At 50.3% G+C, this 14,043-nt stretch carries 16 protein-coding genes; 8 read left to right on the top strand and 8 right to left on the bottom strand.

Annotation, left to right across the window (positions count from 1 at the left end; translation table 11 throughout):
* Positions 1-22: 22 nt before the first annotated feature.
* A complete protein-coding gene (locus J0B03_RS08080; protein WP_207299117.1) occupies positions 23-1,954 on the bottom strand; it encodes an LTA synthase family protein in 1,932 nt (643 codons plus the stop codon).
* Between the two features lie 152 nt (positions 1,955-2,106).
* Positions 2,107-2,742: a lactate utilization protein gene (locus J0B03_RS08075; protein ID WP_207299116.1), complete on the bottom strand. Its 636-nt coding sequence runs from the start codon at positions 2,740-2,742 to the stop codon at positions 2,107-2,109.
* Between the two features lie 96 nt (positions 2,743-2,838).
* Here J0B03_RS08075 and J0B03_RS08070 point away from each other — a divergent pair, with 96 nt between their 5' ends.
* The 8 genes from J0B03_RS08070 (at position 2,839) to J0B03_RS08035 (ending at position 7,513) form a co-directional block, all read left to right on the top strand.
* Positions 2,839-3,456, top strand: coding sequence for an SIR2 family NAD-dependent protein deacylase (locus tag J0B03_RS08070; RefSeq protein ID WP_207299115.1), 618 nt, complete (start codon positions 2,839-2,841; stop codon positions 3,454-3,456).
* Complete coding sequence (locus J0B03_RS08065; RefSeq protein WP_207299114.1) at positions 3,457-3,822, top strand: tautomerase family protein; 366 nt, start codon at positions 3,457-3,459, stop codon at positions 3,820-3,822.
* Between the two features lie 8 nt (positions 3,823-3,830).
* Positions 3,831-4,310 carry a 23S rRNA (pseudouridine(1915)-N(3))-methyltransferase RlmH gene (gene rlmH, locus J0B03_RS08060; protein ID WP_207299113.1) on the top strand — a complete coding sequence of 160 codons (480 nt, stop codon included), beginning with the start codon at positions 3,831-3,833 and terminating at the stop codon, positions 4,308-4,310.
* A 23-nt stretch (positions 4,311-4,333) separates the two neighbouring features.
* The gene (locus J0B03_RS08055; RefSeq protein ID WP_207299112.1) at positions 4,334-4,810 is read left to right on the top strand and encodes a GNAT family N-acetyltransferase; all 477 of its coding nucleotides are present in this window, start codon (positions 4,334-4,336) and stop codon (positions 4,808-4,810) included.
* Between the two features lie 11 nt (positions 4,811-4,821).
* A complete protein-coding gene (locus tag J0B03_RS08050; RefSeq protein WP_207299111.1) occupies positions 4,822-5,172 on the top strand; it encodes a DUF2200 domain-containing protein in 351 nt (116 codons plus the stop codon).
* Between the two features lie 162 nt (positions 5,173-5,334).
* Positions 5,335-6,021: an aldehyde ferredoxin oxidoreductase N-terminal domain-containing protein gene (locus J0B03_RS08045; RefSeq protein ID WP_207299110.1), complete on the top strand. Its 687-nt coding sequence runs from the start codon at positions 5,335-5,337 to the stop codon at positions 6,019-6,021.
* The gene (locus J0B03_RS08040) at positions 6,006-7,226 is read left to right on the top strand and encodes an aldehyde ferredoxin oxidoreductase C-terminal domain-containing protein (RefSeq protein WP_207299109.1); all 1,221 of its coding nucleotides are present in this window, start codon (positions 6,006-6,008) and stop codon (positions 7,224-7,226) included. Before J0B03_RS08045 ends, J0B03_RS08040 begins: the two co-directional genes overlap by 16 nt.
* A 2-nt stretch (positions 7,227-7,228) precedes the next feature.
* Positions 7,229-7,513: a MoaD/ThiS family protein gene (locus tag J0B03_RS08035; RefSeq protein WP_207299108.1), complete on the top strand. Its 285-nt coding sequence runs from the start codon at positions 7,229-7,231 to the stop codon at positions 7,511-7,513.
* Positions 7,514-7,557: 44 nt separating this feature from the next.
* Here the strand turns inward: J0B03_RS08035 and fdhD are convergent, their stop codons facing one another.
* From fdhD to J0B03_RS08005, 6 genes are all read right to left on the bottom strand, one after another.
* Positions 7,558-8,328, bottom strand: coding sequence for a formate dehydrogenase accessory sulfurtransferase FdhD (gene fdhD / locus J0B03_RS08030; protein ID WP_207299107.1), 771 nt, complete (start codon positions 8,326-8,328; stop codon positions 7,558-7,560).
* 12 nt (positions 8,329-8,340) lie between these two features.
* The gene (gene mobA, locus J0B03_RS08025) at positions 8,341-8,946 is read right to left on the bottom strand and encodes a molybdenum cofactor guanylyltransferase (protein WP_207299106.1); all 606 of its coding nucleotides are present in this window, start codon (positions 8,944-8,946) and stop codon (positions 8,341-8,343) included.
* 25 nt (positions 8,947-8,971) lie between these two features.
* On the bottom strand, positions 8,972-11,659 hold the full coding sequence (gene fdhF, locus J0B03_RS08020; RefSeq protein WP_508278641.1) for a formate dehydrogenase subunit alpha: 2,688 nt from the start codon (positions 11,657-11,659) through the stop codon (positions 8,972-8,974).
* A 166-nt stretch (positions 11,660-11,825) separates the two neighbouring features.
* Positions 11,826-12,362, bottom strand: a complete 537-nt coding sequence (locus J0B03_RS08015) for a GNAT family N-acetyltransferase (protein WP_207299105.1) — start codon at positions 12,360-12,362, stop codon at positions 11,826-11,828.
* 91 nt (positions 12,363-12,453) lie between these two features.
* Positions 12,454-13,392 (bottom strand): cysteine synthase A, encoded by a 939-nt coding sequence (cysK, locus tag J0B03_RS08010; RefSeq protein WP_207299104.1) that lies wholly within the window; start codon positions 13,390-13,392, stop codon positions 12,454-12,456.
* A 57-nt stretch (positions 13,393-13,449) separates the two neighbouring features.
* Positions 13,450-13,896 (bottom strand): RrF2 family transcriptional regulator, encoded by a 447-nt coding sequence (locus tag J0B03_RS08005; RefSeq protein WP_207299103.1) that lies wholly within the window; start codon positions 13,894-13,896, stop codon positions 13,450-13,452.
* Positions 13,897-14,043 lie beyond the last annotated feature (147 nt).

Raw genomic sequence — 14,043 nt, 5'->3', positions numbered from 1 at the left:
AGGTGGCCTTTTTCGTGACCCATCATGGCATGACTTTGCTGAAATAATCCGTCTCCAGGATCTTGGCAGAGTAAAAGAATTTCCCGTTGATGATCTTGGACACTCTGGAAGCGTAATCATCGGATACGTTGACCCCGCTGGTCGGTTCAAACTCCTTGGTTTGGGAATTGTAACGACCCTTGTCCGTAATAAAACTTCGATTGCTGAAGATGATCAGGGGTTCTCCCGGTGCAAAAATATCCCGTCCCATAAAGAGGCGGCTGTCGTATTCCAGACCCAGCATGTTGGAGACCGTAGGAATGATGTCCAGGCTGCTGGCGGGTTTATCCACCACCACCGGGTCCATGCCGTCCACGTACATGATCAGGTGGTTTTTGTACATTTCAAAGTTGGTTTCCACCGTATGACCCAAAAATTCGCTCATGGTGGATTCTTCCAACCCGTAGGGGTAATGGTCTGCGCTGAGCACGATCAGGGTCTTGTCGGCGATGCCCTTCTCCCGAAGGGAGTTGAGAAGGTATTCCATGGCACGGTCCAGTTCGATGTTGCATGCCAGGTAAGCTTTTGCCTCTTCCGACATGTTCAGATCTGCCACCAGGTCCTTGTTTTTCGCCGCCATGGAATTGCCCACAAAGGTATAGCGCAAATGACCGCTTACCGTCATGTAGTAGGCGTGGAAGGGTTGGTCGTTCATATACTCGTCCACTGTAACTTCCATCATTTCCAGGTCGGAACTGGGCCAGACTTTTTTAATGTTCAGACCGTTGCCCACTCCTTTATAGTCGTAGCCAAGGTTTGGATGAGACAGGTGGCGGTTGTAATAGTCGTAGGTGTGATTGTGGTAAGCCATCGTCTTGTAACCCAAGTCCTTCAGCTGATTCCCCAACACTTGGGGAAGTTCGATCTTGGCGGATTCCGTAAAGCTCCATACGCCGCCTTTCGGGATCAGACCGACGTTGGCTACATATTCTCCATCGGAGGTGCTGACGCCCCAAACAGGGGTATAGAAGTTTTTGAAATCATATCCTTCATGGACCATCTTGTACAGGGTCGGTGTCAGTTCAGGATCAACAGCATAGGGGGAAAACCCTTCCGCCGTCAGAACGATGACGTTGTACCCTTCGTAGATGCCGGTATACTCGTTTTTCTGAGTCGGTGACACACTGCCGAAGTACTGGTGCATTTCTTTGATGGTCTCGTTGCTTTCGTTGGCTGCCAGACTCTCAAAATCGATATCCAACACGTTGTATTCGATGGTCGGCTTCTCCTCTGGTTCCGGAGTTTCTCCGTCCACCGGATCCGGAAGATCGATGGATGGAGACCACCCCGTTACCGTCCGCTGGAGATCCAACCGCATGGTGGTCAGCAGTCCCAGTCGATCCACCGATACGATAATGTCGGAACTTTTGTAATACATGTCATAAGGCGACTGAAAATCCTTGGAGCCGACATTCAGTGCCCCGATGCTTCCAAAGTAGATCAAAAATATGGCCAGCAACGCCAGGACCCGGTTTTTCAGATCCGGACGGTTCATCTGGATCCGTTTGCGCAGGTATGCGATATAAAACACCATGGGGACCGCTAGCAGGATGATCCACGGGATGTTCTTTGTTGTATAGGAAACGATGTCCCGCCAAAAGCTGAACACCTTGGCCCCATTCGTCATGGAATAGATGGTGTAGTAGGTCTTGAATATTTTGTTGTAGATGAACTGGGAGGAGTACAGCAGCCAAAAGAAGATCAAGGCCAACGTAGACAACAGTCGGTTGATCCGGGCGCTGAACATGGTGGTGATGAAGTAGGCCACCACTCCAAATATGGAAACCAGGGACAGGGATACCAACAATCCTGGATCCAGCAGATCCGCAGATGTGCCAAACCGGAAGATCAGCTCCATGAAAATCAAGGCTCCCACCATATAAAATCCTAAAAATCTGTTTTTTATTTTCTTCATATTTCCCCCGATTATACTTTCTATAGTACTTGTGCCTCGCACAACGAAAGTATATCATATTGGTCAAGGTATAAAAAGACCACTCTTTATCGATTTTGTAAACAAATTGCAAAAGCCCTTCCGCCAGGAAAGGGCTCTTTTCAATATATGGATCAATATCCCATTTCTTCTCCAATGAGGATGATTTTGATCCTCTTGGGGATGCCGCTTCTCCTTGTGATAAGGATCTGGGAGCAGATGCTGCCGTCGCCGTAACAGTCTCCGCATTCCCCCGTAATGGCGCAGGGGGTCTTTCTCTCCAGCCGGACCGTATTCATGGGGGAGGCTACATTCTGGCATCGCCAGATCCCGTTTTCCCGGTCCTGGGCAAGCTTGTTCATGCCCAGAAGCACTACCACACTTTTGGGCCCATAGCAAAGAGCCGCCACCCGGTTGCCAAACCCGTCGATGTTGACCAGCTCCCCCTCCCGGGTGAAGGCATTGGAGCTCATGAAAAACACATCCGCATCCATGGACATTCTCGTCAACTGTTCCTTTTCCTCCGGATCCGAAGCACGATCCCGCTCGATTGTTTTTACGCCGGCCCGGTTCAATGCATCCGGCAGTCCGCATTCCTTCACCGTCATGCTGCCCCCAAAAGAAACCAGGCTGTTTTCCGGCACCAGCTCCATGGCTTTTTTCAAGGCTTCCTCCTTGGTAGGGCAGTAGTAGGCTTCAAAACGCCGCTTTTCAAAGCGGTCCACCAGGGTTTTTGCCAGATTGGCATAATAGTCCTGTCGTATGGTCATTTTTTCTCCTCCTTCGTCGTTCTCATACTCTTACTCTATGGGATTTCCCTTTGATTTGTCAACAATAGAATGTATAATGAAGTGGAGGTGAAAAGAATGAAAATAAAGGCATTGACGGGAGCCGGGATATCCAGAGCCAGCAACATTCCCACCTTTGAAGAAATGGGAGACCTTCGGGACAAACTGAGTCGAACATATTTCAGCGCCGACCCCCAGGGCTTTTACGATGCGGTCCTCTCCATGAAGACCCTCATCGATGAAGCCGTCCCCAACGAAGCCCACCTGGCATTGGCTTCCTACCACATCCCTGTCGTTACCATGAACATCGACGGACTTCACCATCGAGCCGGAAGCCGGGATGGAGAGGTCATCGAGATCCACGGTAATCTTCGCACAGTGTTTTGTCCCCGGTGCCACCGGGAGTACCCTTTTGACATCACCCGAAGCAGCCTTCTTTGCCCCCATTGTGAACGGAGCGTCCTCCACCCCCAGGTGGTCCTCTACGGCGATCCCATCCCCAGGCTTGGGGAAGCATTGGAGACCATGGGTGAAACGGACCTGCTGTTGATCATCGGAACCTCCTTTTATACATCCACCGCCCATTACATCAAGGATGCCGCCGAATCTTTCGGTTCAGAGATCCTGACCATCAATGAGGATGCGGAAAACCAGGTTCCCCTGTTGCTGAAAAAACTTTTGGAAGGAGCAAATTAAATGCCATACATTTCCATCAAAACCGATTATTTAATGGAAAACATCGACGTTTCCGACATCAACAAAAACATCTGCGAAACGTTGAACGTACCCCGAAGCCGAATCAAAGTTTCCTGGGAGATCTTCCATCAGGGACATTTCTACAGCCATCCCATGGAGGACGATCCTGAACCGGAAAAAAGATACCATCGCCCCGTCGTGGAGATCTCCGTTTCCAAGCGGAATCCCCGTTCCTTTGTGGAAGACCTGGTGGCGGCCGCCATCAAGGAAGTCTGCCATGTCCTGGGCACCAAGGAGGACAAGGTGCTGGTACTGATCCATTACCTGGATGAAGGAAACATCTACCTCAACGGGTCCTACGTATAGGTGGCGTTTTGAAGATCACCATTGTCGCTGTCGGAAAAATCAAGGAGAAATTTTATATCCAGGCCCTGGCGGAATACACCAAGCGCCTGGGCCGTTATTGTACGTTGAACGTGGTGGAGATCCCCGATGAAAAAGCTCCGGAAAACTTGAGCCAGGCACAAATGGTGGACGTTCTTCAAAAAGAAGGACAAAAGATTCTGTCCAAAGTTCCCTCCGGCGCCTTGGTGGTCACCATGGAGATCGAAGGCCGGACCATGACCTCGGAAGAATTTGCCGATTATATGGATACCTGCGCCCTTAACGGACAGAGCCACCTTTGCTTTATCATTGGCGGTTCTTTGGGTTTGCATTCCGATGTGAAATCCATTTCGGACCTGTCCCTGTCTTTTTCCTCCATGACCTTTCCCCACCAATTGTTTCGTATATTGCTACTGGAACAGATCTACCGGGCTTTTCGCATTCTTAGAAACGAGCCCTATCATAAATGATGCCATTTTTAGAGGAGTTCCAAATGACGTCCATATTTCAATCGGAAAGATGTATCATACGGTCTTTTATCCTAGACGATCTTCATGAATTTCTGGATTATCGCAATGATCTGGAATGGATGAAATACCAGGGATTTAAAGGGTTATCGAAAAAAGAATACGAAAAAGCATTGTTGATAAAGCCTTCTCTGGATGCGGGAGCGCAATTTGCAATAACGACCAAGACGGACAAAAGGCTCATTGGCGATGTTTATCTAAAAAAAGAAGACGATGCGTTCTGGATCGGATACACCATTAGTCCTTTATTCAAAAGACAAGGATATGCATATGAAGTGATCTGCTCCATGATCATTTGGATCAACCAGCAGGGAGATTTCAACATCAAAGCCGCTGTCAAAACTGAAAACACACCTTCCATCAAGTTGTTGGAGAAATTGGGTTTCTCGCAAATCAAGACGGAAGACGATGGATCGATATTTTTGTTGGATAAGAAAAAATGAAGGAGGTCCTCATGGCCAAACACAACATTTATACCACAAGTTTTGCAAAAGTCTATCCCATGTATGTCGCAAAAGCGGAGAAAAAGGGACGGACCAAAGAAGAAGTGGACGAGATCATCCGCTGGCTGACGGGACACACCCAGGAAGAACTGGAAGCGGAACTGGAGAAAGAGACCGATTTCGAAACTTTTTTTGCCCAGGCACCCCACCTAAACCCCCTACGATCCCTGATCAAAGGGGTGGTGTGCGGCATCCGGGTCGAAAACGTGGAAGAACCCATCATGAAGGAGATCCGCTATCTGGACAAGCTGGTGGACGAGTTGGCCAAGGGAAAGGCCATGGAGAAGATCCTTCGCAAATGAATCCTTTCCTCTGAAAAACACCCGTCTTATTGAGACAGGATCCTGAAAAAGATGTCCGTTCCAGGCCTCATCAAAGCATCCGTCCCGGGTGCTTTTTTTGCGCAAAAATGGTATAATTTTGTATAAAGCATGGATGCTATTAAATTTCAAGGAGGTTTTATCATGTACACAGGCGGTTACATGGGCAAGGTTTTGCGGGTAAACCTGTCCACCAAAGAAGTGACTACAGAAGTACTGCCGGAAAAACTGGCTCAAGATTATATCGGTGGAGCCGGATTTGCCATCAAGTACCTATTTGACGAAGTACCAGGCGATTGCGATCCCCTGGGGGAAGAAAACAAACTTATTTTCGTACCGGGACCACTTAGCGGGACGTCGGCACCCTGCGCCAGCAGAATGGCCATGGCGACAAAATCCCCTCTGACCAATGCCGTAGGCATGGCCCTGTCGGGAGGTTATTTCCCCGTCGAGTTGAAATTTGCAGGATACGACGTGTTGATCATCGAAGGGAAATCGGAAGAACCGGTCTACCTCTGGATCAAGGACGACAAGGTATCCATTCGAAAAGCGGACAAATTCTGGGGCATGAACACCCTGGACACCCAATTGACCATGAAACAGGAACTCAACGAACAAGCGGCGCGGATCGCCTGCATCGGACCAGCCGGCGAAAACCTGTCCAAGATGGCGGCCATCATCAACGAACGCCGGGCCTTCGGCCGAAAAGGCGTAGGAGCCGTCATGGGATCCAAAAATTTGAAGGCCATTGCCGTTCGGGGACCCAGGAAGTTCCCATCGCCAATGAAGAAGCCTTTAAAAAAGCCAGAAAAACCATGCTGGAAGGCATGAAAGCCAGCCCGGTCCTTTATCCGGAGTTCTCCAAGTTGGGAACACCAATGGTAGTGGATGCTACCAGCGCCATGGGAATGTTCCCGTCGGAAAACTACCGAAACACCGGGGAAGACGACTACACGGAAGGCTTGGGCGCCAAGTCCAGCTTGGAGCGTACTCTGGGCAACGAACATTGTTACGGTTGTCCTGTAGGCTGCACCCAGGTGAAGCTGGCCAGAGGCGGCAACTTGAAATTCCAGGGCAGCATGTCCGATCCGGAATATGAAACCTACTACAGTCTGGGAAGCGTTTGCGGCGTAAAAAGTCAGGAAGCCGTCATCCACGCCGACCATTTGTGCGACAAGTACGGCCTGGACACCATTTCCGTAGGTGTCACCATCGGTTTTGCCATGGAACTTTTTGAGAATGGTCTATTGAGCAAAGAGCAAGTCAACGGATTGGATTTCCGATTCGGCAACGCAGACGCCATGGTGGATGCCATCACGGAGATCGCATTTCGAAATGAAGGTCTGGGCGAACTCCTTTGCGACGGCACCAAAGTGCTGGCGGAAAAGATCGGCAACGGGTCTGAGAAATACGCCATGCACGTGAAAGGTCTGGAATTCCCGGCCTACGATCCACGAGGCGCCAAAGCCCATGGATTCAACTATGTTACTTCCTATACGGGAGCAGACCACAACCGTGGGTATGCACCGCAGGAAATATTCGGTTCCGACATTCCGAAAGCCTACGACCGGTTCACGGCAGAAGGAAAAGGCTGGTTGACCATGTACAACCAGGATCTCCGTCTGGCCACTGCCGACTGTCCCACCATGTGCGGTTTCCTCATCGACATGGCCGTGGCCAGCATTGCAGAGCAGAATACGGCAGACATGGTCAGTGCAGCAACGGGTCTGGAATTCAAGAAAGAAGACATCATGGTCATCGGCGCCCGAGTCAACAACGTGGCCCGTGCCTTCAACCTGACAGCAGGACTGACCAAAGCCGACGATACCCTGCCGGAGCGGGTCATGACAGAGACCATCAAAGAAGGCGCCTCCAAGGGACAATCCGTTCCCAAAGAAGAGCTGGACCTGATGCTCCACGATTATTACGAGGCCAGAGGATGGAGCCAGGAAGGCGTTCCCACACAAGCCAAGCTCCAGGAACTGGGATTGGATGAAGTGGCCGCCAAATTGAAGGAAAAGGGAATCCTTTCCTGACAATGAAAGTACAGGTCAAAACCATCTTTGCCATGGAACAATACGTAGGAGGGGAAAAATCCCAGGAACTGGACCTGGACGACGGATCCACCCTGGCAGACGCACTTCTTCAACTGATCCACCGCTACGGACCTGCCTTGGAGGAAAAGCTGTTGGATGGAAACGCTCTCCAAAAGGGAATGGTGGTCTACGTCAACGGTCGGAATTCACTGGTCCTGGACTATCTGGATACACCTCTGGAAGACGGGGACGACGTATTGATCATGCCGCCCGTCGGCGGCGGTTGAAAACCAAAAAAAGAAAAGGGAGTCGATCCATCGACTCCCTTTTGTTATGTCGTATAAACGTTCATCTTGTCGCCCCGGACAAATCCAATGAGCTTGCATCCTGCTTTTTCGGCATGGTCGATGGCTCGATCCGTCGGTGCCGATCTGGATATGAGCACGGGGATCCCTCGAAGGATCACCTTGTCCACGATCTCCGACGACATTCTCCCAGTGGTAAGTACCATCTTGTCCTTCAAGTCGATCCCGTCCAGCAGCGCCTTCCCCAAGATTTTTTCCAGGGCATTGTGGCGGCCGATGTCGTCTCTGGCATAAAGGACTTCCTTGCCGGAACAAAGGGCGCAGGAATGGACCCCTCCCGTCCGTAAAAACAGGTCCGAAGATTTGTTGAACTGACGGATCAGGCGAAAAACATCTTCCGGCTCCACTTCCATGGGCTGGATCTTCTCGTCGGCACCTTCCCGGACCACGGGAAAAGTCACTTTTCTCCCTTTACCGCAGGCGGTGGTCACCGTCACTTCTCCAACCAGCTGATCCCCGGCGTAGGTAAACAGATCCTCCCGGTCGATGGTCACCATGGCTTTCCCCTTCTCCTCGTCCAGTTCCAGCTCCAGGATCTCTTCTTTGTCACAGATGACCCCTTCCGAAAACAGGTAGCCGTAGACCAATTCCTCCAAATGCTCCGGCGTGCACAACAGAGTGATAAAATACCGGTCATTCAGATAGATGGCCAGGGTATATTCCACAACGACTTCGTCTTCCACTTGGCGAAAGCCTTCTTTATACTTTTGTATGGTATAGGTTTTCGTCGTTGCCATCGATCCCCCTCCTTAGCTGCTTTCCCTGGTTCTGGTCATGTAGTGGGCCAGGTCTTCCCGGGTGTTCAAATTATAAAACATTTCCCAATCAGGGCTGAATTTTCTCGCTTCCGATTCCGGAACGTACAAGGTCTTTTGACCGTCCAAAAACCGGTTCACCGATTTTCTTCCCGTCTCTAAAAAGGCTTCCATGTCCTGGATCTGGTCCTTGGAATAATAGGCATGAAAAGGCTCGATCCATTCGCCAAACCGGGTGACGCAGGCCTGATAGTCGGATCCCCGCAGCCGGTCTTTCATGAATTCGATGTATCTCAGGTCAAGGCCCGGCATGTCGCAGGCAATGACAAAGGCGTATTGGCTCTCTGCGGCTAAAAGACCGGCATGGATCCCCCCCAGGGGACCCATGCCTTTATACTTGTCTTCTACTGTTTCAACAGAAAGTCCGCCGTACAATTCCGGCGTTTGTGTGACCAAAACGACTTGATCGAATGCGTCTAAAAGGGTTTCTGTGATCCGTTGGACCAGTCGACTGTTATGCAGCATCAAATGCTGCTTGTCGAAGCCCATTCGGCTGCTTTTCCCTCCGGCCAGTACAATGGCCGTTCCGAATTCTTTCATGACTTTCCTTCTTTCATCGTGTATCTTATGCTTTTTCCAAACGGACGGCGCTGACCTTCAATTCCGGAATCTTGGCTGTTGGATCCAGCGCGGTTCCAGTCAATCGGTTCGCTCCATTCTCGTAGAAGTGGAATGGCATGAATACGACGTCCTCCACTACTTTGTCCGTTACTTTTGCTGTGGTGACGATGTCGCCTCTTCTGGAAGCAACTTTTACCTTGTCTCCATCTGCCAAGTCCAGTCGGCTGGCCGTTATCGGGTTGATCTCGATGTAGGATTCCGGGAACATGACATCGATGCCTTTGACCCTCTTGGTCATGGTTCTGGTGTGATAATGGTAGAGGATCCGACCGGTGGTCATGATGTATGGATAATCCTTGTCCGGCGTCTCCGCACTTTCGATATAGTCTGCCGGTTTGAACAGACCCAGTCCCCGGCTCATGGTTTCCGTATGCAATACGGGAGTTCCAGGATGTTCTTTCGTCGGGCAAGGCCATTGCAGACCTTCCTCGTCGATTCGATCGTAAGAAATTCCACCATATTGGGGTGTGACGCTGGCCATTTCGTCCATGATCTCGGATGGATGGCTGTAGGATGCTTCGTATCCCATTTTATTCATCAGTTCCGTCAGAATGACCCAGTCCGGCTTGGACTCTCCGATGGGCTTCAATGCTTGTCGAACCCGTTGGATGCGTCGCTCCGTATTGGTAAAGGTACCGTCTTTTTCTGCAAAAGATCCTGCCGGCAATACCACGTCGGCAAATTCAGCAGTTTCTGACATGAAGATGTCTTGAGCTACGATGAAGTTGGCTTTTTTCAATGCCGCTTCCACGTGGGTGGTGTCCGGATCGGATACCGCCGGGTTTTCACCCATGACATAGAGGAATTGGATGGATCCGTCTTCCACGCCGTTGACGACTTCCGTTATGGTCAAGCCGGCCTTGTTGTTAAGGGATCGTCCCCAGGCCTTTTCAAACTTGGCTTGGGCTTCCGGATTGATGACTTTTTGGTATCCCGGATAATCTCCTGGCAATGCGCCCATGTCGCAGGCTCCCTGTACGTTGTTTTGTCCACGCAATGGGTTGACGCCGGCTCCTTCTTTTCCGATGTTTCCGCAAAGAAGGGCAAGATTGGAAACGCTCATGACGCCTTGGGTACCGGTGGAGTGTTGGGTGACACCCATGGAATAATAGATGGCTGCCCTTTCCCCTTCTGCATACATTTTGGCTGCTGCGATCAGGTCCTCTGCATCGATGCCGCAGATCTCCGCCACTTTTTCCGGCGGATAGCTTTCCATGATCTTTTCCAGTTCTTCGTAATTTTCAGTTCGTGCTGCTATATATTCTTTATCCTGCAAGCCTTCCTTGATGATGACGTGCATCATGCCGTTGAAGAAGGCAACGTTGGTTCCTGGTTTGATCTGCAGGAAGATGTCTGCTTCTTTTGCCAATTCGATTTCTCTCGGTTCCGCCACGATCAACTTGGCGCCTTTTTCCTTCGCCTGTTGGATGTGGGCTCCGATGACCGGGTGGGCTTCCGTAGTATTGGATCCGCTGACCAGGATCACATCGGACTTGAGTGCTTCCCGGTTGCTGTTGGTCATGGCACCGCTTCCCAGGGTGGTGGCCAATCCGGCTACCGTGGATGCGTGACACAAACGCGCACAGTGGTCCACGTTGTTGGTTCCAACTACTGCCCGTAAAAACTTTTGGAACAAATAGTTTTCTTCGTTGGTGCATCGGGCGGAAGAGAATCCTGCAACGGAATCTGGTCCATGATCGTCGATGGCTTCCTTCAATTTGGAAACGATCAGGTCATAGGCTTCGTCCCAGGTTGCCTGTTCGAATTTTCCATCCCGTTTGATCAACGGTGTTTTTAGACGATCCGGGTGGTTGACGAACTTGTATCCGAATTTTCCTTTGACGCAAAGCATGTTGTTGTTGGCTGCGCCATCGTAAGGCTGAACCTCTACGATCTTGTCGCCTTTGATCAACAGCTCCATCTGGCATCCAACACCGCAGAAAGAACAGGTGGTGCGAACTTTTCGAACATCCCAATAACGGAAACGATCGGTTTTCTTGGCAACCAAGGCACCTGTCGGGCAAACGGAAACGCAGTTACCACAGGATACGCATTTGGACTGGGCCAAAGGATCATCAAAAGGAGGTGTTACGTGGGTCTCAAAACCACGTTCGCTCATGCCGATGGCATGGGTTTGCTGCAATTCGTTGCAGACGCGCGTACATTTTCCGCACAAGATGCACTTGTTGCGGTCGAAATAGTAAAATTTGTTGGAATAGTCCAAAGGAAATTCTTCTTCTTCCGGATTCTCGAATCGGGAACCTTTTACTCCGTACTCAAAGCTATAGTCCTGCAATTTGCAATTTCCTGCAGCGCTACAGGTCAAGCAATCGTGGGGATGTCTGGACCACAAAAGATCCAAAACGACTTTTCGCCCTTGAACGACTCGTTCGCTTTTCGTACTGACCACCATTCCGTCTGTAGCCGGCATGGTACATGATGGGGACAAGGTCCTTGCGCCCTGAACTTCTACCAAACACATTCTACATGCCCCGCCCAGACTGGTTTCCAGTCGCGGATCGTGACATAACGTGGGGATCTCAATACCGGCTTTTCGGGCCGCATCCAATACGGTGGCGCCCTTTTCCACTTCTACCTGTTGATTGTCGATGGTTAATTTGATCATTTTCACGCTTCAACTCCTTTATGTATGATACCGTTTACTTTTATTCGTTTGCTTCTGAAATATGGGCATAATCCTGCTGACATTTTATCTTACCCAAAATAAAAAGTCAATTTCGTTATCTTTAAAACAAGAGGAGATCTGCCTTTGATAACTCATTTATTCTATCATATTTTCAGCCCTGTGAACAGGGTTCTTCCCGGTTTCCTTTTCCTGTCTTTTCCTCCAAAAGCAATCTTTCCATGATCACCAGATCCAAATACCTCCCAAACTTGTATCCCACCTCCCGAAGACGGCCGCAATTCTGGAACCCCTTCCTTTCGTGGAGGCGGATGCTTTGTTGGTTTTCCGCATCGATATACGCCACCATGGCGTGATATCCGTCCCTTTGGGCTGCCTCGATCAAGGCCTCCAGCAAGGCTCCTCCCACACCCTTTCCCTGGTGATTTTTATCCACGTAGACGGAATGTTCCACTGTCCTTGCATACCCGTCATGAGGACGATAGGGGCCAAAGGTGCCGTATCCCAAAAAAACGCCGGCTTCTTCCGCAACAAACAGGGGGTGTTTGCGACGTTGCTTGTCATCGTACCAGCGTGTTACATCTTCCAGCCGTCTTTCCTCGTAATGGTAGACTGCCGTAGAATTTCGAATGTTTTCGTTCATCAATGCCGTGATGGCCGCCAGATCCTCCGGCCTTGCCTGTCGAAGCATGGAAAACCCTCCTTCCCGTTAAAATCCATTATAACGTATGGGACATGAAAAAATCCCGGATTTTTTGGAAAATCCGGGATTTCGTTCTTGGTCATTCCTTGTCTTGAAACAGGGGAGTGGACAAGTATCGCTCTCCCGTGTCGGGAAGAAGTACGACAATGTTCTTGTCCTTGTTTTCTTTCCGACCAGCCACTTCCGCGGCGGCATGTAGGGCGGCTCCTGCGGAGATCCCCACCAGCAATCCTTCTACGGCGGCGGCTTTTTTCGCCATTGCAAATGCATCGTCGTTTTTCACTTTCACGATCTCGTCGATGACATCCGTGTTCAATACCCCGGGCACAAATCCGGCCCCGATCCCCTGGATCTTGTGAGGGCCCGGCTTCTCGCCGGAAAGAATGGCCGAATCAAAAGGTTCCACGGCAATGATCTGAACCTTGGGATTTCTGGATTTCAATACTTCTCCCACTCCGGTGATGGTTCCTCCTGTTCCGATGCCTGCAATGAAAACATCCACCTTTCCATCCGTGTCCCGCCATATCTCTTCCGCTGTGGTCTCCCGATGGATCTGAGGGTTGGCGGGGTTTTCAAACTGCTGCAGAATAATGGCCTTGGGATAGTCTTTGGCCAGTTCCTGGGCCTTGGCGATGGCCCCTTTCATCCCCTCGCTACCCGGGGTGAGTACGATCTTCGCTCCCAACTGCTTCAAAAGATTTCGTCGTTCCACGCTCATGGTCTCCGGCATGGTCAAAACCAGCTTGTACTTTCTCGCCGCCGCTACAAATGCCAGGGCGATGCCCGTATTCCCGCTTGTAGGCTCGATGATCACCGTATCTGGTGTCAAAAGGCCTTTTTCTTCTGCGTCCTTGACCATGGCGTATCCGATCCTGTCTTTCACACTGCTGGCGGGATTAAAAAACTCCAGCTTGGCCAGGATGTTGCCGGCGAAACCTTCCGCTTCTTTCATGTTTTGAAGTTCCAGCAGGGGTGTGTTTCCGATGAGCTCCGTTATGCTCTTTGCTATTTTTGCCATTTTGTTCCCTCCTCGTTTCCTTTTATGTTTTTCGTCCTTATCCTATTCGCTCGTTTCCTATATGTAATACATGGGCTCCGGGTTTCCCAGATATTCGGAATACCCCTTTGCCAGTTCATCCAGGGTGATGTCTTCCACCACTTTCTGAACGCTGTTATTGATCTTCTCCCAAAGTTGTCCTTTTAGATAATATTGGATGGATTCGGTGGATGCCGCCCCTTCTTTTTTTTCATCGACCACGGACAGATCCCCTTCCAATACCTCCAGGATCATTTTGGCGGTGATCTCCTTGGGGTCCTTTGCCAGCAGGTATCCCCCCTGAGAACCCTTGATGCTTTTCACCAGCCCTGCTTTTCGCAACGTGGAAAATACCTGTTCCAGATAGTTGTTGGAGATCCCCTGCCGCTGGGCGATGTTGCCAAGGGCTTCGTGCTCTCCGGTAAAATGAACGGCCAGATCCACCATGGCTCGTATGCCATACCGGCCTTTCGTGGAAATCTTCATCGCGTTCCCCTCTTTCCTACTATTCCTATTTGTTTTATATACTATACCATACGAGGTGTATTGTCAAGTACTTTCATCTGTACACTTGCCTTTGTATATACCCAAAAAGAACCGGCAGGAAACGAAGGAGAACTTCCTTCGCCTCTT

Origin of the sequence: Alkalibacter rhizosphaerae, assembly GCF_017352215.1 — a bacterium.
GTDB lineage: Bacteria > Bacillota > Clostridia > Eubacteriales > Alkalibacteraceae > Alkalibacter > Alkalibacter rhizosphaerae.
The sequence above is the reverse complement of the archived record's forward strand: the minus strand, read 5'-3'. Positions and strand labels throughout refer to the sequence as shown.